Genomic DNA, 21894 nt, shown 5'->3' with positions numbered 1-21894 from the left:
CAGCGCCGCGCATTTTCCGGCCCGAGCAGAACGGTAGCACTCCGCGTCCACCACGCGACCAGCCCCGGGAGCGTGAGTTCCGTGGTGAGCGAGACCAAAATCAAACGCCTCGTGACTTGCGCGGCGACCAGCCCCGCGAAGCTCGCCCCGCTGTATCGCCTGAAGTGGCACGCAACGGCGACGGCCGCAGCGCCGACGGCGTCCGTGACATGCGCGACTATCGGAATGAGCCCCGGACTGGCGACCAGTCACAGCGCGACCAAAACCGGTTGCCTCGCGACCCACAGGCACCCCGCGACCTACAAGGTCGGCCGGACCGGGAGCAGCGCCGCGAAGACCGATATGCCGCGCGCGAACTGCAGCGCCAGCAGCGTCAAGAGGCAAATGGACAAGCCCGGCCCGAAAGCAACGGCCAGCAGCAACAGCCCCGCCCACGCAACGATTTCGACATCACCATTCCAGGTGAAGGCACGTTGGAAATGATGCCCGACGGCGGTTATGGTTTCCTGCGCAGCCCGTTCTACAATTATATGTCCTCGCCCGACGACATCTATGTAGCGCCAGCACAGGTGAAGCAGTTTTCGCTGAAAGCCGGCGATACCGTGAAGTGCACTATCCGGCCCCTCGCGAAGGCGAAAAGTATTACGCCCTAGTAGGAGTGGACAGCATCAACGGCCGCGCCATGGAAGAAGCCCGCGACCGGGTACCGTTCAACAGCCTCACGCCTTTGTTCCCGGAAGAGCGCCTGAAGCTCACTACCAAGTCGGGTTTGTACAGCACCCGGATTCTGGATTTGTTTGCTCCTATCGGTAAAGGACAGCGTGGCTTGATTGTGGCCCAGCCAAAAACCGGTAAAACGGTGCTGCTACAGGAAATTGCGAATGCCATTTCTGAAAACCACCCCGAGGTGTACCTCATGATCTTGCTGATTGATGAGCGCCCGGAAGAAGTTACGGACATGACGCGCTCGGTGAAAGCCGAGGTGCTCAGCTCCACCTTCGACGAGACGCCTGACCGGCACGTGAAAATCACCAGCATTGCGCTAGACAAAGCCAAACGCTTGGTGGAGTGTGGTCACGACGTTGTGATTCTGCTCGATTCTATTACCCGTCTGGCTCGTGCGTATAACGCCGTGCAGCCTGCTTCTGGTAAGATTCTGTCGGGTGGTGTGGACGCTAATGCGCTGCATAAGCCGAAGCGCTTCTTTGGTGCAGCCCGGAATGTGGAAGATGGTGGTTCGTTGACCATTATTGCTACGGCGCTTATCGAAACTGGATCCAAAATGGACGAGGTTATTTTCGAGGAATTCAAAGGTACCGGCAACATGGAACTGCAGTTGGACCGCAAACTGGCCAACAAACGCATTTTCCCTGCCATCGACGTACCTGCTTCTGGCACTCGCCGGGAAGACTTGCTGATGAGCAAGGACGAACTGAGCCGCATTTGGGTGCTGCGCAAGTTCATGGCCGACATGACGCCTTCCGAAGCAATGGAATTCTTGAAAGACCGCATGAAGGGCACCCGTGACAATGCCGAGTTCCTTGTGTCAATGAACGGCTAAACCCGTTGCGTATTCTCGTTTAACGCGTCGTGGTGCGCTTGCCGAAGTATCTCGTTAGTGCTATAACCCTTCCTAGAGGTTAGCGCACTAGCAAGATTTTTCGACAAGCTCACCACGACGTTTTTATTGCTGTTTGCTTCTTCTGTGCTATGCTACAACCAACCGCTGCCGACCGGCCTGAATTGCTTTACATCTTCGATCCACTTTGTGGCTGGTGCTACGGCATGAGCCCCGTGCTACAGCGGATACAGCGAGAGTTTGCCGACCAAGTAGACCTATCAGTGCTCTGTGGTGGTATGATAATAGGTGAGCAGGTGGAGCCGATTGGCAAGGCCTGGAGTTACATCAGTGGCTCGTTGCAGCAAGTGGAAAATGTAACGGGAGTGGTATTTGGGGAAGCTTTCCGCGCCCTAGGGGAGGAGGGAAGCTATGTGCAGGATTCCGAGCCGCCAAGTTGGGCCATCAATGCGTTTCGGCAGCTCAATCAATCCCAAACAGCCAACTTCGCGCACGCCGTACAGTACGCACATTTTCACGACGGAGCTGACCTAAACGAGCCCCAAATCTATGTGCCATTGGCAATAGCCAATGGCGTAGATGGCGCGGAGTTTTTGCGTCGGCTGGCGCTGCCTGAAACAGCAACGGCTACTCGGCAAGAATTTGCGGCGGTATCTAAAATTGGAGTTCAGGGTTTTCCAACCGTGATTTTACGGGTAGGCAGCCAAGGCTATGTACTAACTCGCGGCTATCAGCCCTACGAGGTGTTTGCTGACTCTTTGCGGCAAGCTCTGGAGCAGGCTCAGTCGTAACGGATTTACTTACAACCCCTAGCCACAGCGAGTAACACTATTTAGTGGATTCGGGTAGCTGAACTTCGCTACGAACAGATGATTGCCGAACAATCAAAGAGGTTGGTAGCACGACAGTTTGATGCGCAGTCGTCTGCCTGTCGGTCTGGTGCTTGAGTTCGTTCAAGAGAATGTCAATGACATTTTTGGCAATGTTTTCTATCGGCTGGGCAATAACGGTGATGGCCGGCGTATAGAGGCGAAATAAGTCGTGGTCATCGTAGGAGACAACGGCGAGGTCTTCAGGAATCCGAAGCTTCTGCTGTGTAATAACTTCGAGCCCGTAGATGCTCAGGTAGTTGGTAGAGAAGATAATGGCGTCACAGTCTCGGTTTTCGCGGATGAAGCTGTGGATTTCTGCCAGAATATTCTCGGAGTGTGTGGTGTCAACCCGTTTTATGCGTTGTGGGCGGTTGTGTTCTTGCAAGGCCTGCACGTATCCTTCCAAGCGCGCTTCCATCTGCGTCTGTTTGGAGTCGGTCGTGACGAAGGCGATGTTGCTGAAGCCTTGGTCGAGCAAGTGTTGCGTGGCTTCATACATGCCTTTGGCTCCATCTACCACAATGTAATTGGTAGGTAGTTCGGGCAGATACCGGTCGAAGAGCACAACCGGAATATTCTCGTGCAGAATCGTGCTGATTTGCTCCTCAAGACCCTCAGACGGCACAATAATATACCCATCAACATGCCGATCTTGGAACATGGAAATCAGCTCCTTGGCCTTGCTTGTATCGTTATCTGTACTGCAATAAATAATTCGGTAGCCCCGCTCGAAAGCTTGCTTCTCAATCAGCCACGCAACAGTTGCGAAAAAGGGGTTGGAAATATCTTCCACTACCAAGCCAATTACGTGCGTTTTGCCTGTGCGCAAGCTCTTGGCCAAATGATTGGGCTTGTAGCCTACTTCCTCAACGTAAGCTAGCACCCGTTGCGCCAGCGCGTCGCTAATACGGCTCTGCTTGGCTTTGCCGTTAAGCACTAACGACACGGTTGCGATGGACACATCTAGGTGGCGGGCAATATCGTGGATCAATGTCCGCTTCTTCACCTTACTGCTCATGTTGGAATTACTGAATGATAAGCTTCAAAAGTAAAACAATTACTTGCAAAGGCATTCAAGCGGTGCAAAGAATGCCATCCTGTGCAATAGCATGCTTTCCAAGCTTTTATCTCGCTTCATAATCCCGGAAACTTTAGTGTCGAATAAAAAAAGCCCTGCTGCTATCCTCTATAGCAGCAGGGCTTTTTTTGGCACGTAGTGGTTATGCAACCAAATACGCGGCACCAAATACGCCGGCGCTGTCACCTAGCATAGGTTTCACGACGGGAGCTGCAAAATGATGATCGATGATGTATTGCGCGATGTTGGCTACACCAGTGGTATAGAGTTCTGGGATGTTGCCTACCCCGCCCCCAATCACAATTACCTCCGGGTCAAGTATGTTGACTACGGCGCTTAGCGCTAAGCCAAAGTAATGCGTTAGGCGGTCTAGAGTTTGCACGGCGGCTGGGTCAGTGCCTGCGGTAGCGCGCTGCATGATCTCCTTTAGCGCCAGCTTCTCGCCACTCTTTTCAGTGTAGAAACGCTCCAGGGCCGGACCAGCCAATATGCTTTCGATACAACCCGTTTTGCCGCAAAAGCAAGTTTTGTCTGTTGTTTCCCCTAAGTAGTTGTGGCCCCATTCGCCGGCAATGCCGTGGAAGCCTTCGATTACTTGCCCATTTACAATGAGCCCGCCCCCGACGCCAGTGCCCAGGATGATGCCAAATACCACCCGCGCCTCGGGAAACCGTTCTTTCACTACGCCTAAGCGGGTTTCAGACAAAGCAAAGCAGTTAGCATCGTTGGCAATGAACACTCGCTGGTTCAATAGCTTTTCTAAATCCGCTTTCAAGGGGCGCCCGTTTAGGGCCGTCGTATTACAGTTCTTCATCAGCCCCGACTTCGGAATCATGGTTCCCGGAGTGCCGATGCCGATCTTGCAGGGTCGGTAACCTGCCGCTTGTTCCATGCGCTCGACCAGTAGGTGCACTTGCCCGAGCATGTGCTCATAGCCTTGGCTAGCTTCAGTAGGCACCCGGTCCCGGAATAACACCTCCGGTTCTGATGCTGACCGCAAAATCACTCCTTCAATCTTTGTTCCACCTAGGTCTAATCCCCATAGGTTTTGGTGTTGGTCGAAGTGGCTTGCTGTATGCTCACTCAGTGCAGCTAGGGCCTGTTGCTTGGTAAGTGGCACCGGGGTTGCTGTAATGTACTCTCTCATGTTGTCGGCTCTAGGGCTGAAGATCGTTCACCTTCGTGAAGTATCTGTGAACGATGGGGCGTCAGCTGATTCGTTCTGATAGTTGTAAGTAGAAGGCGTGTTAAATACCTTCTTGGTAAGCTGAGGTTACTCGTTTGTTTACTTATTTCTTCGAAAGCCAAGAAACTGTTGGGGCACCGTTGTAGGGTATATATGAGTGAAGCGTTAAAATTATTGCCTTCGACAGTAAGCTTCTATTTCTTAATCCACTGCTTCAGAGGCTATGGCTTTTATGCAACAGCGTATCGTTGTTGGCGCTAAAAGCTTTTAGCTTTGCGTAGCAATATAAGAACGCCTGCTTGGCTTACCAATGATTTCCTTTTCAAGACATTAGTTGCATTCCGCACGGCGGCACTAATGCCCAGCAGTGTTGTTTTTAGTTTGTTATTGCTCTTTGTACTTGCTTGATTTCCAGTTCATTTTCAGTTTCATATCCTTAGCTCGTGCTGTGCAGCTTATTGCATAGGCAAATCATACTTATAGGCGGAGCTAAGTCATGCCTTGAGATGTATATGCCGGAAGTGTTACGGCATGTCTAGGCCTAGTAATTGCGGTAAGCAGCCACAGGCAAAGCATCGCAAAAGTACTTTCCTAACACGCTTGTACCTATCAAGCACATAAGTCACTGCATAGAGGAATAGTAGAGCCCCAGACTTGACCAGACAGTGTAGAAACTAGTCGTGCACATGCCGCACTGCAAAAGGCAGACACAAATCTCGTTTCACGTGGCTTGAAAACCACACCCTTGCCGCCTGCAACTGTATTTGTTGAGGTCAGAAGGCGTGAACAGTTGTGGATACGCTACTAGCTACCGCCGCCGGGTAGATGCACCACCTGCTTAGTACGCGGAGCCCAAGCAATGCGACGACGGTCTTCCTTGCCGACTAAGTACGTGAAACTAACGGCGTCTGGACGCTGGCGTAGGTCGTCCCAAGTGGCGCGGTCGATGGTGTTATCGGTTGGGTAAGTGTCTTTGGTAGTAAGAGCAGGCGTGCGAAAATTTTTGTCGCTGAAAAACTCATCCATGCGGCGACGAATGTATGCCTCGCGCTCGGCCGCAGAAGCAGTAGGGGTTTTCATTTCGTACACCATAGCGGCTTCTAAGTCTTCTGCGGCCAGCATTTCGCGAAAGATGACTTGCCCATTACCATCCGTTATGGTGAAGGTAGCCTCACCGGTTAGCACATCCTTGCCGCGCATTGTCAGGCGGAACTCGTCGGGAGAGCCGGGAGCAGAGAAAATATGACGCTTACGTACCGTTTTTAACGTGTCGGACTGCGCGTTGGCAACAGTGGCACGCGTCGTATCCATCGGCTCTAGCTGAGTTGCAGTATCGGCCGTGGAGGGGGTGGTAGATGCCTGCCGCGTATCGGGAGTGGAGCAAGCAGCAACGAATCCAAGCAGAGAAAGCAATAAGGTGAAACGCATGATTTGAAATACAATGGTAAGAGCCAAAAATACGCGATTTCCGAGTGCACTGTTTAGGTACTAAGTCGCGGGTAACTCAACAGTTACCACCACAACATTAGCGCAAATGCCAAGCTCATACACAACGATGACACCTGGTTCATGCGCATCGTGTGCTCGAAGTCGGCTGCCGCGGGATTACGCCAGACCGCATAAGCCCATTGCCCGAACAAGGCCACCACAGGACCCGTAGCTACCAGAAAAATCAATAGATGGCGGGGCTCGTTGCGCAGCCAGAGCGTGTACGCTAGCAGAGCCGCGCCCGCTAACAACCCAACGGCAGCAAACTTAAACGTGCCTCGGATACCAAGTAGCAAGCTCAAGGTTCGGTCGCCGCGGCGCGCATCCTCTTGATGCTGGTATACCTGCGTGAGCGGATAGGACCCACACAAAAACAGGCTGCTAACAGCAGCCAGCATCAGGTTTGTTTTTTCAAGAAGAACAGTTTCAGTAGCGCCTACGCCAACTTGAGTCATCAAAAACGTGAAAGCACCCTGAAACACCACCACTACAACTGTACTCAGCAACGGGTATTTTTTGAGCCGGATGCCCTCGTAGCTGTACGCCTTCGATACCAACAGATACACCGTCACTAGTAAGCCAAACAGCGGGCTTAGCAACACTGCGCCAATTATGGCTAAGGCATCGAACAGATACACTAGGTGCAGCAATTCTTCCGATACTTTGGGAGGCTGCTTGAGACCCCCAATGCTGCCTTCGTCCCGGTCGTAGTAGGAGTTGTAGCCATTGGAAGCCGGATACGCCAACAAGTGCAGTACCACGAACACGCCTACCGCTCGGCTCACGCTTAGGGGTTGGCGCAGGGCGCTAAGTCCGAACCAGTACACCGGCATCAAGTAAACAGAAAAGGGGATGCGCAGCAGCAATAGCGCGCGACGGTAAGACATTTTACACTTGCTGGTTTTGGTTAGCTTATTTCTAGTGGAGGGCAAGGTACGGGTTAGGTTCAGAACACCGCCCGCCACATTCGCTAGGAAAAGCTTATAAACGTCAACTAGCAGGGCTTACTTGCTTTGCCTAGGTTCTCACTACTTAGAACGCGGAACCCCAATCAAGTAGGTTACCTCGGGCCCCCACCAATGCCGCACTTTGCCAGCCTGCCACTCAAAGGTTCTCTGCGGATCGGCGCGGTGGGCCAAGGCTAGCAGCTGTGCTGGCGGGTACATGCGCAGAATAGAAACGGTGCCATCCCAAATCGTAAAGAGCGGAATGAGCGGAACCAGGTACGTGAAAAACAGCCGGCTCAGGCGGAACGGTCGCATGAAAGGAGTGAATAGCAATTGCGCTACGGGTAGCACTGTCCAAGCCAGAAGAATTTCCAGCCAGTGTTTGCCGGCCCCTTCAAACACGCCAATGCCAGCTTTTTGCTGAACAGCATCAGCAAGTATGGCTTCGGCTAGAGAGGGTGGAAAATGATGAAAAGCCGAGAAGATGGTGCGAAACCCGGTGAGAGTTGCCGGAACGGCCGTGGCATCGACGGGAGAGGCTTCGTATGTGAGGCCAGGAGTGCGCGCCGCAAGTAGCTGCCAGGCGGCTGGTTGCGGGTACAAGTCGGTAAGGGTGATACGGGCCGTGGGCAAGCCGATTGCGTGCAGGCGACGTAACACCCCTTCGGTGCCGCCGCCAGCCCCAGCACCTAACTCCAGTAGGTCCGACGTGCTGGCTTTTGCCATGGCATCACGCAACTGCGGCACAATGGGTTGGTAGGTGCCAAGCAGCGAAATCATGAAGCGCAGATAGTCCATCATGCCCGCCCGAATGACGCGCGGAAACCAAGGCAGGTCTTCAAACTCGAATAGCTGGAGGCGAATTTTCACCTCCCTAAGTACGCACAAAGACTCGCAGACGTCTATTCACTTAAGCGGACTTGTCTATCACGCTTTTTTGTTAGCAGCGTGGTGGTCGAGGTTTGACCAGTAGGGCTGTACAGCCAGAGTACAGTGAGCACGCCCGCCACCAAATACGGAAACGACATTTCGAGCAAGCCAAAGAAGGTGGCGAAAGGGAGCAGAAGGTGCAGGGCCTCATTAGCCAGCAGAAAAAACAGCATTACGCCAAGTAAGGCCATTGAACGGCGCGGCCAAGCTGCACAAATCTTTCCTAGAACCGCAAAAAACGGCATTGCCAACGGTACCAAGGGCAATGTTATAGTAGCGGCCAGTAGCCCAGCTACTACAGCAATGGTGCTATCGTTGAGCCGGTGTGTAAGGGCAAAACCAATGCCTAGCAACAACGTGCCACCGAGGTTGCTGAGCAGCCATAAGATGAGGGTACGAATAATAGTAGATTGGATAGGAGAATACGATTTCAGCATTGAGTAATCATTTAATAGCGCTAACACACATGAGCCAACATCGGGGTAAACCAGCAACTGTTTACGGGCAAGGCTTTACGCTTGGTTACCTACCAACTGGACTTGTTTGGGAAAACCATCTTCCAATTTGGTGCTTGCCCATGAATGATTTTCCCGATTTGATCTGAAACACTATACCAAGTAACACGCACAGAAAGGCGAATAATCGAACTCACACTGCGGCTTTACTTTTTAAGGGGTAAAGGTCTACCATAAAGCCAGCACGTTGTAAGCTGCTAGAGATAGCCACAGAGCCTGATTTTAGGGGCGAAGCGCATTATCTTTATTCATTAGGAAAAAATTTATAGAACTACTTGTAAAGTCCAAGAAGTTTGTTGTGCTTTGCAATACAAAGTGCTTTTAGAAATGATGAAGCCCGCCGTAGACCCATTAGCCCAGCTCACCGAGATTCGCAGTATCATGGAGCGTTCGTCCCGCTTCATCTCCTTAAGTGGCCTATCCGGGGTTGGGGCCGGTGTCGTGGCATTAGCTGGGTCGGGTCTAGGGCACTGGTACCTGAACCGGGAGTATGGCTCGTTGGGTTATATGCGCCTGCTCCAAAGCACGCCGAATGAGCGGGAACTAGTTTTGCCGTTTCTGCTGCTGCTATCGGGGGGCATGATAGCCGCGGCGCTGGCCGTGGCTACCTTCTTCACGGCACGACGCGCGCGCAAAGCCAATCAGCCCCTTTGGAGTGCCTTGGGGCGTCGGCTTGCCATCAGCTTGATAATTCCGCTGGTAGCGGGTGGCTTGTTTTGTCTGGCGCTGTTTCTGCGTGGCGCCGTAAGCTTGGTGGTGCCAGGGTTACTGCTGTTCTACGGTTTGGCGCTCCTCAACGCCAGCAAGTACACACTAGATGAAATTAGGCTGCTAGGCCTCACGCAAATAGCTCTCGGATTAATATCGGTTTTGTTGCCTGGGTCCGGATTGCTGTTCTTTGCCCTCGGATTCGGGTTAGGGCACATCGGGTACGGGCTGCTGATGTACAACCGTTATGAGCGGCAATGACATCAGTTAGTTCTCGGAACAACCAAAAATCTGCATCCAAAGCATAACGGGGCCTTCATTCAACCGAATTCTCATCCTGATTCGAAGAGGGCCGTAAGTACAATACAAGAGTAGAGTAGCCGCAAGCCGTTGAAACACCTAATTCATACGCTCAATAAAGCATTTGACCACCGCGTGCGGCTGGGCGTAATGGCCGTGCTCATGGCCAACGACGGCGTAAGCTTTACGGAACTAAAAGAAGCACTCGACCTAACCGATGGCAACCTAGCCAGCCATGTATCGGCGCTGGAAAAGGCGGGCTATGTGCAAGTAGCCAAGCAATTTGTAGGCAAGAAGCCTAATACCACCTATACCGCATCTTCGGAAGGAAAACAGGCTTTTCAAGACCACCTAGCAGCTTTAGAAAAACTCCTGCGCGGATAAACGCTATTTTTTTGTCTACAAACTTTGAAATACAAAGTACTTTCAATTCAACAAATCTGCTCATTCAAAATCACCTAACTGCAACCCCACATGGACACCTCTTTGCCTTTACCAAGCGCCCAACTCGGGGCTTCCCCGATGCCGCGTCTGACCCTCACAACTTTGCAAAAAGTGGCGTTGCCTGTCGGGGCCATTGTATTTGATATGCTATTCTGGCGTGAGCGAGCCGCCCTCAACATGCTCCTTTACACGCTGTTTGTCGTAGCCGCAGTACTACTCGCTCTGCCACGGCACGCACCCCAATGGCGCTCCAACTATTTCCGACTGACCCTGCTCGGGACGTTGTTGAGTGCGGTAATGGTGGCTTGGTATGGGTCAGGGGCGGCCCAGTTGGCGTGTGTGGCTTCGTTGGCGGTTTGGCTTGGCTACGTCAACCAGCCCCACCTGAAACTGGTAAGTAACGCTTTGCTCACCGCGCTTAGCAGTGCCTTCCAGGTGATACCAAGGCTGACTAGCTTGGTGCACCTGCCCAACAACATGGGTAGCCGAATGGGACGCACTTGGTTCTACGGTCGTTTGCTCGGCGTGCCGATCTTGGCCCTAGCGGTATTTCACATCTTGTTTGTAATAGCTAACCCCGTGTACAGCGAGCTGGTCAGCCAAGCGCTAGATAAGGTAGGGGAGTGGCTGGCTGCTTTGTTCGAGGACATTTCTATTCTGCACATTTTGTTTTTCCTCATGGGGCTTGCTCTGACCGGAGCCGCGTTGGTGCTAATACCTGTGCATTACTTCATCGACCAAGAGTCGCGCCTAGGAGAGTTTATTGAGCGGCAGCGTGACCGGGTTGCCTCCTTCGCTGTGCGCCGCCCTGACTTTCGCCCCCAGCATTTCCGGGCCCTCGACTTGCGCAAGGAGTATCTCATTGCTCTGAGCATGTTGAGTTTGGTGAATGCGTTGCTGTTGGTTGTCAACATCATCGACATCAACTGGATTTGGTTTGGCTTCAAGCCAACTACCAACTTCAACCTCACGCAGTTTGTGCACGAGGGTACCTACGTGCTGATTCTGAGTATTCTGGTGGCTATGGGCATTGTGTTGTGGTTTTTCCGCCGCAACCTGAATTTCTACCAAAAGGGGCTTCCGGTGTTGCGTTGGTTGGCCACGGTGTGGGTGCTGCAAAACGTGGTGCTAGCCGTATCGGTGGGACTGCGCAACTACTACTACATTCTGTATACGGGCTTGGCTTATAAGCGCATTGGGGTGTATGGCTTCCTGCTCCTGACGTTGTTTGGCCTGGTTACGGTGCTGCTCAAAATTTGGCAGCGTCGTTCTACTTACTCCTTGGTGCGTCTCAATGCGCTGGCTGCTTACGCGCTTATGGTTGGGCTTGCCTGTGGCAATTGGGAAATCTGGATTGCCCGCTACAATCTGCGTCCTGAATTGCAGGTGCTCGACTACGGTTTCCTGCTCGACATGCCCGACCGGGTGCTCCCCGTACTAGCGGCCAGCCAAGATGTGCTGCCAAAGCGCCAGTTGGTGCACGAAACCTACGACGGCACCTGGACCAAACTTGAACCCACTGCCGCCACCCAACAACTACAGCAGCGGCTCCGGGAATTCAAGGCGCTGCAAGCGGCCCGCAACTGGCCTAGTTACACCTACGCCGACTGGCAGGCTTATGAAGAGGTGACGAAATAACGAAGTGGGGCACTCAGGCTACACCAGGAGGTAGAGTGCCCCGCACGGTACTCATAACTAGTCAATTTCTAATTCTACTCCTATGCTCATTCAATTCTCTCTCACTATCGTGGGGCTGCTTGTCTGTATCGGCGACGTAGCGGCGCTAGCCACCTTGCTTACCTGGCAGGAACGCGCCGCCGACCCTATTTCACGCCGCCAACGCCTGCTAACGGCTGTGCTGCCAGTCAGTAGCCTACTGCTGTTGCTGCTGCTTGGCGCAGTATTTTTCCTGATGATGCTTTGGTCGCCACAAGGGTTTGAGGCGCTTCTCGGCGAGTAGCCTGCTTGTTCACTTCACGTTTTCAAAACTCCACTTTTATGAAAGCTATTTCGCAACCTGCTCAGCTGAACTTGTACCAGCGCTTTGCCCGCAAGACCATTGAGCATGCCCGGACTTCCTTTTTGATTCCGATTTTTTGGCGGGTTTATGGTGCCCAAAACATCCAAAATCAGCTAGACTACTTGCAGAGCTTACCGGTTGGCACTTTGGGCCGTGGAGTAGCCGATATTTTGCGCCAGCACAATCTGCAACTGATTCCGCACTACGAAAATCACGACCTCAAGCATGTGCTGCTCGGCTACGATATGACTCCTGAAGATGAGTTATTGCTCAAAGCCTTTATGCTTGGCAACGGCGATTATTCGATAACCTGTATCGGCTTTCTAGCATTTGCCTTGCTCACGCCCGAGTTGTGGCCCCAACTCAAAACGCACTTCCGCCGGGGCTGTCGTACAGGACGTGTCCTGCACTGGTCTCTGACAAAGTATGCCACGCAGAACGTGGAGGCCCTGCGCCATGAAATTGGCTTTTATGAGGCAATAGAGGCCGAGCAATTCGCATGAACTTACTTCAGTTGCATTCACCACCAGAGGCTACTCGCACGAAGCAGCTATTTCGATGGGTAATAGCGCTGGGTGGGCTTAGTTGGGTCAGTACCCTGTATCTGTCTAGCCTGTGGCGCTACTTTCCGTTGGGCGGCTACTTGGTTGGTGCGGTAGGAGTAGGCTGTCAGGTGCTCTTTCCCTTTCTAACGTGGCGTTTACTCTGGCGTGCTGCTCAGCAACTCGAGAATAGAAATGGGGAACGGCGCCTGCTGAAGCTATCGGGGCTGGTGTTTCTGCTGCTTGGTGTGCTGCAGGTGCTTGTACCGGTGCTGATACTACTATTCCTGCTATTCGTGCCCATAGAGTTTCCTGCGCGTACCGACGGCGACAGTTTCTTCGGCTAAAGCAAGCTCTCAACAACCAGAGGAATCATCAATACTGCCTACAGTTATAGGCTTCCTGTTATGGAAATCGAATCGAAAATTATAATTGACCAACAACCCACAACGACAGTCTTGCCCTCAAGTGGGCGGGCGTTAGCCATACTTATAACTGTGTGCGCCGTGCTATGGGTGTGGTGGATGCTGCCGCAGTTTTGGCCACAGCTACACACCGGCGGGTTCGATGAGTTATTTACCTGGCTTCAAGTGGCGCTGCCGCTTGGTAATGGGGTGGTGCTGTGGTGGGTGAGTCGGCCCATGTGGCAAAGTCCTCGCCTTGACAACCGGGAAGAACTCAAGCGCAGTTTTGTGCTGCTCTTGAGCGTGCTATTTCACCTGGCTTCCCTTGTACTGGTAGCGGGAGTAATCATGCTGTTCAGCGGCGCGGGTGTCGGCGGGTGAAGTAGCGCCAAGTAAAACGGGTCGTCGTTCCCTTTATTTCTAGCAGTATCCAATGAGTGAACTCCAAGCCTTTGCTGCTCGCGCCTTGCGCCAATTGCCTACCTCTCTGTGGTGGGTGCTGACACTGCTGATTGGTGCTTTTATAGGCATCAAGCTGGAGAAAGAGCTTTTCCCGAATACACCCGCTGCCGCAACGGTAGCCAACTGGATAGTCATGGCTTGCCTGGTGGCCTTGTTACCGATAGGCATTGTGTGGCTGTGGCAGGTAGCAATGCACATGCAGCATCCGGGTTGGCGGCTGCTGTGGTACCTGGCTGCTACTGGCGCTACCGGTATTGGCGTGCTACTAGCAGGGATATTGCTGTTTTTGGTGGTGATGTGGATCTAAGAATTATTAGATATACGTGGTGTGTTGGCACGTTGCAGAAGAACACTATTGCGTTGAAGCTTTATAGGAAACCATACCGGATACCATGATTGTAAATCACTGTTATTTAGAGATATATAGTTTAGTAATGAGGTAAGTAATATGGCAAAACAACAAAAACGGCAGGCCGGCCCGCGCCTAACTGGTATATTTACCACTTCTTGACCTGTCACCCCAGGACGCCGCCGCCCAATCTGCTCTGAATGTCCGCTCCAGAACTGCCGAAAACAAACCCTACACCCCGACCGCGCCGGCCTTGGTCGAACCGCATAACGCGTGCCTTTTGGGCTCTTTTCGTGTTGGGCGTCGGCACGTTTTTGCTCTATCCAATTCTGGTGAGCATGAACTTCATGTTCCTCTTCGGAAAATCGCCGAGCTTGGAGGAACTAGAAGACCCTAAGGTGGAGCAACCTTCGGAAATCTATACTGCCGACGGCGTGCTGATTGGCAAATACTTCCGCGAAAACCGCGTGCCGGTGACGCTGAATAAGATTTCGCCTCTCCTGATCAAAGCCCTTATTGCTACCGAAGACGTTCGGTTCTACGAGCATTCCGGCATTGACCTAACAGCCTTGGGCCGCGCTGCGGCTGGGGTAGTAACCGGCAACCGCAGCGGAGGCGGCTCTACCATCACCCAGCAGCTCGCCAAAAACCTCTATAAAACCCGTCGGGGCGAAACGCGCGGGGGCTTGGGCTACATTCCGGGGGTAAGCACACTGATTAGCAAAACCAAGGAGTGGCTTACGGCCGTGGAGCTGGAACGCCGCTATACCAAAGAAGAAATTCTGCGGATGTATTTCAACACGGTGGAATACGGCTCGAAAGCGTACGGTATCAAGGTAGCCGCCAAAACATTCTTCAGCACTTCCCCCGACAGCCTCACGGCTGAGCAAGCGGCCACGCTGGTTGGCATGCTCAACAACCCAACGGCCTACAACCCTCGTTTCCATCCCGATGCGGCCCGCAAACGCCGCAACCTAGTGCTCACGCGCATGGGACAAGCCGGCGTGCTGCCGGCCGCCGAAGTTGCCGCGCTTCAGCAGCAGCCTATTAAACTCAAGTACCAGTTCGAGCAGCATATTGATGGGCCGCCCACGTATTTCCGTGGAGCTGTCAGCCAGTTCGTGAATGAATGGTGCGAGAAGAACGGCTACGATATGTACCGCGACGGGCTGAAAATCTACACCACCATCGATTCGCGGATGCAGCAGTATGCCGAGGAGTCGGTGCAGGACCGCATGAAGCGGCTGCAACAGCAGTTCGATAGGTTTTGGAAAAACCGGGACAAGAACCCGTGGGTGGATGAGGATGGTAATGAAATTCCCAACTTCATCGAAACCCAGATGAAGCGGACCGAGCAGTACAAAGAACTAGCTGAGCGCTACAAAGGCCAGCCGGCTCTTCTTGATTCGGCCTTGCACCACAAGCACCCCACCAAGGTATTCACTTGGAAAGGCGATGGTGACACCACGCTGCTACTTTCTCCGCTCGATTCCTTGGCGTACTACAAGCATTTCCTGCACGCCGGCATGATGACCATGGACCCCTTCACCGGCCAGATTAAGGCGTGGGTAGGCGGGCTCAACTATCGGTTCTTCCAATACGACCACGTCAAACAAGGTAAGCGCCAAGCCGGCTCCACTTTCAAACCGTTCGTTTACCTCACCGCCATCGACAATGGCTACGCCCCTGCGACCGAATCCGGGACGAGCGGGTAACCATCAACTACGTCGAGAACGGCAAGGACATGGAGTGGAAGCCCGACAACGTGACGCGCGAGTACACGGGCATCAACATGACGCTGCGCCAAGCCATGGCCCGCTCCGTAAACTCGGTTACGGCGCAATTGACCGAGCGGGTTGGCTGGGACAACGTGGCCAAGTACGCCCACAAAGTAGGCATCAAAAGCCCTCTACTGCCCGTGCCCAGCATTGGCCTCGGCTCTGGTGGCGATGTGAGCGTGTACGAAATGGTGAATGCCTATAGCACTTTCGTCAATCAAGGCTTCCAGACTGACCCGATGATTGTGACGCGCATCGAGGACCGCAACGGCAACGTCATCAAGCAATTCGACCCTAAACAGCGGCGGGCCATCCCGCCTGAAACCGCGTGGCTGATGCTCTACATGCTGCGTGGCGGCATGGACGAGCCTGGTGGCACCTCGCAGGCATTGTGGGAGTATGAGCTCTGGAAAAAGAACAACCAAATCGGCGGCAAAACCGGCACCACCTCCAACTATTCCGATGGTTGGTACATGGGCGTCACCAAAGACTTGGTCACGGGTGTTTGGGTAGGAGGGGAAGACCGGAGTATCCACTTCCAAGGTTCCCAGCAGGGCGAAGGCGGCCGTACGGCGCTGCCTATCTTCGGCAAATACATGGAAAAGGTCTACGAAGATTCCGATCTCGGCATTACCATGGGGCCATTTCCCAAGTACCCCGGCAAAATCACGCGCCGCTACCAGTGCGTTTCCGAGCAGCCGCGCCGTCGGCAGGCGGAAGCTGTTGATACTATTGTGGTTGACAACCTGCTGGAAAACCTCAATAGTGGCGCCGTGCCTGTGCCGGATAGCCTGTAGGTTATTTACAACCGCAGTCCTGGCACTCTTGCAGGGTAGTAAACGGCACTACGCCGCTGCAGCCACCCCATGTAAATGGCTTGCATTTTTTCTCTTTCGGGTCGTAATAGTAGCGCACAAAAGCTGCGTAGCACATGCCTGCATCGGGTACAAGCGCACAGGCTGCTGGCTGAGAAGTAGGTTCAGGAGAATCTTTTTCAGAGTGGCAGGAGGTAATACAGGCCAGTAGCGCGGCAGTTGATAGTAAAAGTAGCGAGTGTTTCATACCAGTCTGAGCTAGCGTGCTACTATAGAGTTGCAAGGCATCTAAGCCAACTTGCTTTCAATTCAATGAGTAAACCATTTGATTTTTCACTAGCTAACTGGCCTGCGGCGAAGCATATACAGCGCAATCAACAGTCCGAGCGCCAGCAGCGTAGATAGTCCGTGAAAATGGATGCGCGACCACGAGGGAGCGTCCATGGTGTGGTTCACCTCTAGCGAATTGCTCCAAGCAATAAAGGCATCTGCAATAGGCAGTTGACCGAAAAGGTAGCGTTTCTGACCGTTGATTTGAAAAGGCATACCGAAAGCCTCTATACTATTGCGTAGGCCGACGGCGGTAACTGTGTCGCCGTAGCGCTGCATAATGCGCCGACCCACAATAGATGCTGCTCCACCAATATCCAATAGCACCGGCCCCGAATCGATGTGCTCCGCGTTGTCCGCCTCCTGCGGCGATTCGCGCATACCTGGCAAGCCAAAACGAGAGGTAAGAAAGTGGTGCCGATACAGCCTGAAGTGCCGCCGGGCGTAGGTGGAGTCTACTTCATACAGAAAATTGAGCAGTTGACTTTGAGACGCTCCGAGGGCGGCTTGTGTTACTTCGCCAGTGCGAGCGTCCGTTTTGTGCGGAATCATGCCCAACGAGTCGAGGCGTGTATCAACTACTGTTAGCCACTGCTGAATAGTAGGTTGATAAAGCGGCGGTAGTACTCGGTCGTGGCACGCTAAAGCCGCCAGGCACATCATGCCATCAGCAGGCCACGCCGCGCCCGTGTACGATTCAAGGTAGGGAGTGGGACTTGCACTCAAAGCCTGCGCTATCTGCGTGCAATTTTGTCGGAACAGCCTGACGTCAGCGGCAGTCCGCTCGGCGGGTGTTTGCGCAGTTAAGTAGCGGCCCAGCAGGTAGGTAGACCAGCCTCGATAATAAGCGCCGTAGGGTAGTGGCAGATCCTCCTCAAATAGTACGCGCCCGGTTGGGGAAAGAATAGCTCGTACGGCCCAGGAACTTTCCGCTAACGCCTCGTAGCGTAAAGCTGAACTTTCGGGTAGGCTACCAGCTAGCTCCACCCAGCTCAGCCCGTAGAGAGCATTGAGATACACGAAGCCTTCTGGGTATAGCTGTTGCATATCCTCCGCGGCTCCTTGATGCATGCGGGTTTTGAGAAAGCGCAGTTGCCCCAGTAAATCTTGATTGATAGGTCGACCAGCAACTATTGCCATCTGCGGCTCATAGTACAGCTGGTAGTTCAGGTACACCAAGTAAAATAAGGGCAGGCACAGCAGTAGCCGAAGTAGCGTCCGCATTGGGTACTACTACTCCTCTTCGTAGAACGACTCTAGTGCTGGCTTCAGGTGGGGATACTCGAACGTGAAGCCTTGGCGAAGCACCTTTTCGGCGCTGACGCGTTGGCTGGCTAACACAATCTCGCTCATCTCGCCCATCATTAAGTTTAGGGCAAACTCCGGCACCTTCGGCAGCACCAGCGGACGGTGTAGCACGCTGGCTAAGGTTTCGGTAAATTCCTTGTTAGTAACGGGGTTTGGAGCTACAGCATTATAAGTGCCTTGCCACTGTGGTTCTTCCAGCATTTGCATCAAAAGGCGGCATAGGTCGTCGAGGTGAATCCAGGACATGTACTGCCGGCCCGTGCCAAGCGGAGCACCCGCCATCATCTTGACAGTACGCGCCAGCGGTACTAGTGCCCCACCCTCTGGACTCAGCACGATACCTATGCGGGTGATGATGGTCCGGATGCCGAGGCGCTCTACATCGTGCGCTGCCAACTCCCAGCGCTGCGAAACATCTACTAGAAAATCGGTAGCCGAAGCAGGAGGTGTTTCTTCGTTCACCACTTGGTCGCCACTGTCCCCGTAAATACCGATTGCCGAGGCTGAAACAAACGCCCGTACATGGTGGCCGTCCTTGGCTAGCTCACGCGCCAACAAAGCAGTGCCACCTAAGCGGCTCGTTAGAATTTCGCGCTTGCGCTCCTCCGTCCATTTACCATCCGAAACGCTAGAGCCCGCCAAATTAATGACGTAGTCGGCGTAGGGTATAGCGGCTTCGTCGATGGTGCCTGCTCGTAAGTCCCAACGAAAGCTACGATAATGGCCCGTACTAGGCTGCCGGCTGAGCAAAGCTACCTCGTAGCCTGCATCAATAAGCATCTCGGCAAGACGGGTGCCAATCATACCAGTACCACCGCTGATGAGGACTTTACGAGACATGGCGTAGGGAGCTTATTATAGGTGTGTAGTTGTAGGGCAAAGAGCAGCTTTCTGAGCTTAGATTGAAAAACTACGGCAACCTATAACTAAAACCAGAAAAACCTGCAATCTGCCCTAAAACTCATTTGCCAATCAAACGCAAAAACTCGGCTCGTAGCGCTGCATCTTCGCCAAAAATGCCCCCATACTCTGCCGTAAGTGTAGAGCTACTGGTGTCGTTTACACCACGGCTCATCACACATAAGTGGTCGGCTTCAATAAGCACGGCTACGTTATCAGTATGTAAGGCTTGCTTCAGCTCTTCCGCAATCTGGCGGGTAAGACGCTCCTGCACTTGCGGCCGGCGGGCGTAGTACTGCACTACCCGGTTGAGTTTGCTTAGCCCCACCACATGCTCGCCGGGTAGATAGGCTACATGAGCCTTGCCAATGATAGGAACAAAGTGATGCTCACAGCACGAGAAGAGTGTAATGTCGCGCTCCACCAACATCTGGCCGTACTGGTAGCGGTTGTCGAAAAGTCGTACCTCAGGTCGGTGTTCGGGTGAAAGCCCACGGAACCACTCTTGCACGTACATTTTAGCCACACGGCGAGGCGTGCCAGCTAGGCTGTCATCAGTTAAGTCGAGGCCTAGCAGGCGCATGATCTCGCGAAAGTGCTCAGTTATACCTGCAATCTTCTCTTCTTCGCTGAGATCAAAAGCATCAGGGCGAAGAGGGGTGCGTAAATCGGCCGACAGGTGGGTGTCGACGGGCGGGGTGCCCCCAGCCGGGGTAGGCACGGCTTTATCCATGATATTCTACAAAGTTTCGCTCGGTCTCATACAAAGTAACCGAGAGGCTCAGTTGCGGATCTAAGTGCGCACGCAACCGATTCCAGATAACAACCGCAATATTCTCCGCAGTTGGATTGAGTTGGCGGAATTCCTCCGTATCCAGATTTAGGTTCCGATGATCAAAGGTATCTAGAATCTCGCGTTTAATGAGGTCGCTCAACCGCTTCATGTCATACACGTAGCCGGTTTCCGGATTTGTTTCCCCAGTAAGGCGTACGATAAGCTCGTAGTTATGGCCGTGGTAGTTCGGGTTGTTGCATTTGCCAAACACGCGTTGATTCTGCTCGTCGCTCCAGGCAGGATTGTGCAGACGATGTGCGGCATTGAAGTGTTCTTTTCGGCAGACAGTTACAGGCATAGGAGAGGGAAACCGTGAATAGGTGATTATGTTTTGTGGTTTATACTACTGAAAGAGAAAGTATGAGAGGTTCGATAAATAGCATTTTTGTCAGTTTGGCAACATGTGATATAACCTATTTAATAAAAGATCAATTAGACGAAAAAAAACATTCTCGGGCGTAACAAGATGTTTGGGGAGTAGTTAAATTTGAAGAGTCGAAATATAAAAATCGGACTTAAACGAGACTCACGTACCACTAATTATCTCATTAACATGAAAAAAGGCGTACTCCTCTCCCTGTTGTTTTTTGTGCTGACGGCGACTGGCTACGCACAGAAATCACCCGTTGATGAAACGGATATGGCTATCAAAGGGATTCCCCGTAAAGGCCAACGCGTAACCATTCAGTTGGACAGCAAGCGCGTTGACGAATCTTGGAAGAAGCAGCTTGACGCACAGTTCGGCAATAAGGTGAAGTCTGATAAAGGCATTTACCAGCTGGAAGGTGTTGTTATTGAAGACATTTCGAAAACACCTATCCGTGTAATCAGCAAAGTGGATGCTACCCCTACCGGTACATCGGTTTGGTGGTCTGTTGACTTAGGTAACGCTTATTTGAGCAAGGATGCCACGCCGGTACAGTGGAAAGCTAGCGAGAAGTATCTGAAAGATTTCGCACGGATGTTGTACCGCGAAGACCTTGCCGTACAGGTAGCTGAAGCTGAGAAGTCACTTGTATCGTCGCAAAACAACCACATGGCAGTGATTCAAAAGTCAGATGCCATCAAGAAGGATATCGAGAAGAACAAGTTGAAGAAGGTTGAAATTCAGCAGCAATTAGCCCAGAATGCCGCTGAGTTGCTACAGTATAACAACCAAGTCGACCTGAACCTCAAAGAGCAAGAAGCCGCTCGCGCCGACATTGTTAACATGCGTGTAGCTCTTGAAGCTGTAAAGGAGCGTATGAACAAGATCGAGTAGTGTTAGCAAAAGCGCCGCTGGTATATTAATAAATTGTACTCACCATCATCAAGAAAGCCGCTCCCATGGGAGCGGCTTTCTTGTTTTACTACAATACTTACCATGTAAGATTACTAAACAATGGATTTAGCATTATTCAGTAAGCAGGCTATACAGAATTACAGACTGCAATCTTCTAGTTAGGAGATTTAGTAAGCGCTAATTTTCAGAATAATGGTAATGCCTCCATAAGCCATCGTTTAATTCATGGCGTCTCTCACCTGCTGTTCGGCAGCTTTTTCGTTTTTCCAACTCACAATGCGTATCTCGCCAGGGCGCCCTTGATGCAAGAACCATTGCCGAATAACTTCCTTAGCGCCGGGGTAGCGGCTAATTAAGTCCTGCCATGTAGCTACTTCATGTAAGATCTGCTGACTAGGCCGAGCTGGCACCGCCAACACTATTGGCTTCAATGCCCCATTGTCATCGAGTGTAAGCAATCCGATAGGTGATACCTCCAGCACTGCTCCAGCAGGTTGAGCTTCCGTGAGCACAAGCGCCGTTAATGGCCAGGCCGCGGCACCTAGGCGGGTGCCGGGTATGAAACCTTGATTACCAGGGCATGGCAGGAACTCAACAACCAATTCCTGTCCGGCCCGGCGCACGGGCACAAAGTCGTGGCTTGTTGGGTCGTAGCGGCGAGCATGGTTGGTACCGGCCGGCATTTCCACAACTACTTGCAGTAGCTTACGCTCCGCCGAAAAAGTAGGTAATTCTTCGTATTGAGGAGTGCAGCTTACAACGATGCTAATCACCAATACAGCTACTGAGAAGCAAGCAGAGTAGCGTAAACTGAACAAGTGA

General features: G+C 52.6%; 24 protein-coding genes and 1 pseudogene. 13 read left to right on the top strand and 12 right to left on the bottom strand.

Annotated features, from left to right (window positions below):
- The first annotated feature begins 11 nt into the window (after positions 1–11).
- Both rho and MUN86_RS17870 read left to right on the top strand, forming a co-directional pair.
- Positions 12–1561, top strand: a pseudogene (rho, locus tag MUN86_RS17875) (transcription termination factor Rho).
- Between the two features lie 149 nt (positions 1562–1710).
- Positions 1711–2370: a DsbA family protein gene (locus MUN86_RS17870; protein WP_245119408.1), complete on the top strand. Its 660-nt coding sequence runs from the start codon at positions 1711–1713 to the stop codon at positions 2368–2370.
- Positions 2371–2407: 37 nt separating this feature from the next.
- Here the strand turns inward: MUN86_RS17870 and MUN86_RS17865 are convergent, their stop codons facing one another.
- The 6 genes from MUN86_RS17865 to MUN86_RS17840 all read right to left on the bottom strand — a co-directional run bounded on the left by MUN86_RS17865 (position 2408) and on the right by MUN86_RS17840 (position 8517).
- The gene (locus MUN86_RS17865) at positions 2408–3469 is read right to left on the bottom strand and encodes a LacI family DNA-binding transcriptional regulator (RefSeq protein ID WP_245119407.1); all 1062 of its coding nucleotides are present in this window, start codon (positions 3467–3469) and stop codon (positions 2408–2410) included.
- Between the two features lie 202 nt (positions 3470–3671).
- Positions 3672–4676 carry an ROK family protein gene (locus MUN86_RS17860; RefSeq protein WP_245119406.1) on the bottom strand — a complete coding sequence of 335 codons (1005 nt, stop codon included), beginning with the start codon at positions 4674–4676 and terminating at the stop codon, positions 3672–3674.
- A gap of 843 nt (positions 4677–5519) precedes the next feature.
- Entirely contained in the window at positions 5520–6143 is a 624-nt protein-coding gene (locus MUN86_RS17855) for a hypothetical protein (protein ID WP_245119405.1), read from the bottom strand.
- A gap of 83 nt (positions 6144–6226) precedes the next feature.
- Positions 6227–7090 (bottom strand): UbiA family prenyltransferase, encoded by an 864-nt coding sequence (locus tag MUN86_RS17850; RefSeq protein WP_245119404.1) that lies wholly within the window; start codon positions 7088–7090, stop codon positions 6227–6229.
- A gap of 141 nt (positions 7091–7231) precedes the next feature.
- Positions 7232–8020, bottom strand: coding sequence for a class I SAM-dependent methyltransferase (locus MUN86_RS17845; protein ID WP_245119403.1), 789 nt, complete (start codon positions 8018–8020; stop codon positions 7232–7234).
- Between the two features lie 32 nt (positions 8021–8052).
- Complete coding sequence (locus tag MUN86_RS17840; protein WP_245119402.1) at positions 8053–8517, bottom strand: hypothetical protein; 465 nt, start codon at positions 8515–8517, stop codon at positions 8053–8055.
- 405 nt (positions 8518–8922) lie between these two features.
- Between MUN86_RS17840 and MUN86_RS17835 the strand changes: the two genes are divergently transcribed.
- The 10 genes from MUN86_RS17835 (at position 8923) to MUN86_RS17790 (ending at position 16399) form a co-directional block, all read left to right on the top strand.
- A complete protein-coding gene (locus MUN86_RS17835) occupies positions 8923–9564 on the top strand; it encodes a hypothetical protein (RefSeq protein WP_245119401.1) in 642 nt (213 codons plus the stop codon).
- 129 nt (positions 9565–9693) lie between these two features.
- Complete coding sequence (locus MUN86_RS17830; RefSeq protein ID WP_245119400.1) at positions 9694–9987, top strand: winged helix-turn-helix domain-containing protein; 294 nt, start codon at positions 9694–9696, stop codon at positions 9985–9987.
- A 90-nt stretch (positions 9988–10077) separates the two neighbouring features.
- Entirely contained in the window at positions 10078–11685 is a 1608-nt protein-coding gene (locus MUN86_RS17825) for a DUF4153 domain-containing protein (RefSeq protein WP_245119399.1), read from the top strand.
- A gap of 82 nt (positions 11686–11767) precedes the next feature.
- A complete protein-coding gene (locus tag MUN86_RS17820) occupies positions 11768–12007 on the top strand; it encodes a hypothetical protein (protein ID WP_245119398.1) in 240 nt (79 codons plus the stop codon).
- A gap of 38 nt (positions 12008–12045) precedes the next feature.
- A complete protein-coding gene (locus MUN86_RS17815; protein WP_245119397.1) occupies positions 12046–12570 on the top strand; it encodes a hypothetical protein in 525 nt (174 codons plus the stop codon).
- Positions 12567–12956, top strand: a complete 390-nt coding sequence (locus tag MUN86_RS17810) for a hypothetical protein (RefSeq protein ID WP_245119396.1) — start codon at positions 12567–12569, stop codon at positions 12954–12956. Before MUN86_RS17815 ends, MUN86_RS17810 begins: the two co-directional genes overlap by 4 nt.
- A 150-nt stretch (positions 12957–13106) precedes the next feature.
- The gene (locus tag MUN86_RS17805) at positions 13107–13394 is read left to right on the top strand and encodes a hypothetical protein (RefSeq protein WP_245119395.1); all 288 of its coding nucleotides are present in this window, start codon (positions 13107–13109) and stop codon (positions 13392–13394) included.
- A 52-nt stretch (positions 13395–13446) separates the two neighbouring features.
- Positions 13447–13782 (top strand): hypothetical protein, encoded by a 336-nt coding sequence (locus MUN86_RS17800; protein WP_245119394.1) that lies wholly within the window; start codon positions 13447–13449, stop codon positions 13780–13782.
- A gap of 242 nt (positions 13783–14024) precedes the next feature.
- The gene (locus MUN86_RS17795) at positions 14025–15539 is read left to right on the top strand and encodes a transglycosylase domain-containing protein (protein WP_245119393.1); all 1515 of its coding nucleotides are present in this window, start codon (positions 14025–14027) and stop codon (positions 15537–15539) included.
- A 29-nt stretch (positions 15540–15568) separates the two neighbouring features.
- Entirely contained in the window at positions 15569–16399 is an 831-nt protein-coding gene (locus MUN86_RS17790; protein ID WP_245119392.1) for a penicillin-binding transpeptidase domain-containing protein, read from the top strand.
- A gap of 1 nt (position 16400) precedes the next feature.
- Here the strand turns inward: MUN86_RS17790 and MUN86_RS17785 are convergent, their stop codons facing one another.
- The 5 genes from MUN86_RS17785 to MUN86_RS17765 all read right to left on the bottom strand — a co-directional run bounded on the left by MUN86_RS17785 (position 16401) and on the right by MUN86_RS17765 (position 20088).
- Positions 16401–16664 carry a BPTI/Kunitz domain-containing protein gene (locus tag MUN86_RS17785; RefSeq protein ID WP_245119391.1) on the bottom strand — a complete coding sequence of 88 codons (264 nt, stop codon included), beginning with the start codon at positions 16662–16664 and terminating at the stop codon, positions 16401–16403.
- 89 nt (positions 16665–16753) lie between these two features.
- A complete protein-coding gene (locus tag MUN86_RS17780) occupies positions 16754–17971 on the bottom strand; it encodes a hypothetical protein (RefSeq protein ID WP_245119390.1) in 1218 nt (405 codons plus the stop codon).
- Between the two features lie 9 nt (positions 17972–17980).
- Positions 17981–18895, bottom strand: coding sequence for a TIGR01777 family oxidoreductase (locus tag MUN86_RS17775; protein ID WP_245119389.1), 915 nt, complete (start codon positions 18893–18895; stop codon positions 17981–17983).
- A 121-nt stretch (positions 18896–19016) separates the two neighbouring features.
- Positions 19017–19688, bottom strand: a complete 672-nt coding sequence (gene folE / locus MUN86_RS17770) for a GTP cyclohydrolase I FolE (protein WP_245119388.1) — start codon at positions 19686–19688, stop codon at positions 19017–19019.
- The gene (locus MUN86_RS17765) at positions 19681–20088 is read right to left on the bottom strand and encodes a 6-pyruvoyl trahydropterin synthase family protein (RefSeq protein WP_245119387.1); all 408 of its coding nucleotides are present in this window, start codon (positions 20086–20088) and stop codon (positions 19681–19683) included. Before MUN86_RS17765 ends, folE begins: the two co-directional genes overlap by 8 nt.
- A 255-nt stretch (positions 20089–20343) precedes the next feature.
- Between MUN86_RS17765 and MUN86_RS17760 the strand changes: the two genes are divergently transcribed.
- The gene (locus tag MUN86_RS17760; RefSeq protein ID WP_245119386.1) at positions 20344–21051 is read left to right on the top strand and encodes a DNA repair ATPase; all 708 of its coding nucleotides are present in this window, start codon (positions 20344–20346) and stop codon (positions 21049–21051) included.
- Between the two features lie 239 nt (positions 21052–21290).
- Here the strand turns inward: MUN86_RS17760 and MUN86_RS17755 are convergent, their stop codons facing one another.
- Positions 21291–21845: an inorganic diphosphatase gene (locus MUN86_RS17755; RefSeq protein ID WP_245119385.1), complete on the bottom strand. Its 555-nt coding sequence runs from the start codon at positions 21843–21845 to the stop codon at positions 21291–21293.
- Between the last annotated feature and the right edge of the window lie 49 nt (positions 21846–21894).

This window comes from Hymenobacter volaticus (assembly GCF_022921055.1).
In the GTDB taxonomy this organism is placed as follows: domain Bacteria; phylum Bacteroidota; class Bacteroidia; order Cytophagales; family Hymenobacteraceae; genus Hymenobacter; species Hymenobacter volaticus.
Note: the sequence above shows the minus strand (reverse complement) of the source record. Positions and strands in the feature narration are given on the sequence as shown.

Excerpts from the sequence above, each read along its gene's own strand:
- MUN86_RS17870 (WP_245119408.1), top strand. The coding sequence starts at position 1,711 with ATGCTACAACCAACCGCTGCCGACCGGCCTGAATTGCTTTACATCTTC.
- MUN86_RS17865 (WP_245119407.1), bottom strand. The coding sequence starts at position 3,469 with ATGAGCAGTAAGGTGAAGAAGCGGACATTGATCCACGATATTGCCCGC.
- MUN86_RS17860 (WP_245119406.1), bottom strand. The coding sequence starts at position 4,676 with ATGAGAGAGTACATTACAGCAACCCCGGTGCCACTTACCAAGCAACAG.
- MUN86_RS17855 (WP_245119405.1), bottom strand. The coding sequence starts at position 6,143 with ATGCGTTTCACCTTATTGCTTTCTCTGCTTGGATTCGTTGCTGCTTGC.
- MUN86_RS17850 (WP_245119404.1), bottom strand. The coding sequence starts at position 7,090 with ATGTCTTACCGTCGCGCGCTATTGCTGCTGCGCATCCCCTTTTCTGTT.
- MUN86_RS17840 (WP_245119402.1), bottom strand. The coding sequence starts at position 8,517 with ATGCTGAAATCGTATTCTCCTATCCAATCTACTATTATTCGTACCCTC.
- MUN86_RS17835 (WP_245119401.1), top strand. The coding sequence starts at position 8,923 with ATGATGAAGCCCGCCGTAGACCCATTAGCCCAGCTCACCGAGATTCGC.
- MUN86_RS17825 (WP_245119399.1), top strand. The coding sequence starts at position 10,078 with ATGGACACCTCTTTGCCTTTACCAAGCGCCCAACTCGGGGCTTCCCCG.
- MUN86_RS17820 (WP_245119398.1), top strand. The coding sequence starts at position 11,768 with ATGCTCATTCAATTCTCTCTCACTATCGTGGGGCTGCTTGTCTGTATC.
- MUN86_RS17815 (WP_245119397.1), top strand. The coding sequence starts at position 12,046 with ATGAAAGCTATTTCGCAACCTGCTCAGCTGAACTTGTACCAGCGCTTT.
- MUN86_RS17810 (WP_245119396.1), top strand. The coding sequence starts at position 12,567 with ATGAACTTACTTCAGTTGCATTCACCACCAGAGGCTACTCGCACGAAG.
- MUN86_RS17800 (WP_245119394.1), top strand. The coding sequence starts at position 13,447 with ATGAGTGAACTCCAAGCCTTTGCTGCTCGCGCCTTGCGCCAATTGCCT.
- MUN86_RS17795 (WP_245119393.1), top strand. The coding sequence starts at position 14,025 with ATGTCCGCTCCAGAACTGCCGAAAACAAACCCTACACCCCGACCGCGC.
- MUN86_RS17790 (WP_245119392.1), top strand. The coding sequence starts at position 15,569 with ATGGAGTGGAAGCCCGACAACGTGACGCGCGAGTACACGGGCATCAAC.
- MUN86_RS17785 (WP_245119391.1), bottom strand. The coding sequence starts at position 16,664 with ATGAAACACTCGCTACTTTTACTATCAACTGCCGCGCTACTGGCCTGT.
- MUN86_RS17780 (WP_245119390.1), bottom strand. The coding sequence starts at position 17,971 with ATGCGGACGCTACTTCGGCTACTGCTGTGCCTGCCCTTATTTTACTTG.
- MUN86_RS17775 (WP_245119389.1), bottom strand. The coding sequence starts at position 18,895 with ATGTCTCGTAAAGTCCTCATCAGCGGTGGTACTGGTATGATTGGCACC.
- folE (WP_245119388.1), bottom strand. The coding sequence starts at position 19,688 with ATGGATAAAGCCGTGCCTACCCCGGCTGGGGGCACCCCGCCCGTCGAC.
- MUN86_RS17765 (WP_245119387.1), bottom strand. The coding sequence starts at position 20,088 with ATGCCTGTAACTGTCTGCCGAAAAGAACACTTCAATGCCGCACATCGT.
- MUN86_RS17760 (WP_245119386.1), top strand. The coding sequence starts at position 20,344 with ATGAAAAAAGGCGTACTCCTCTCCCTGTTGTTTTTTGTGCTGACGGCG.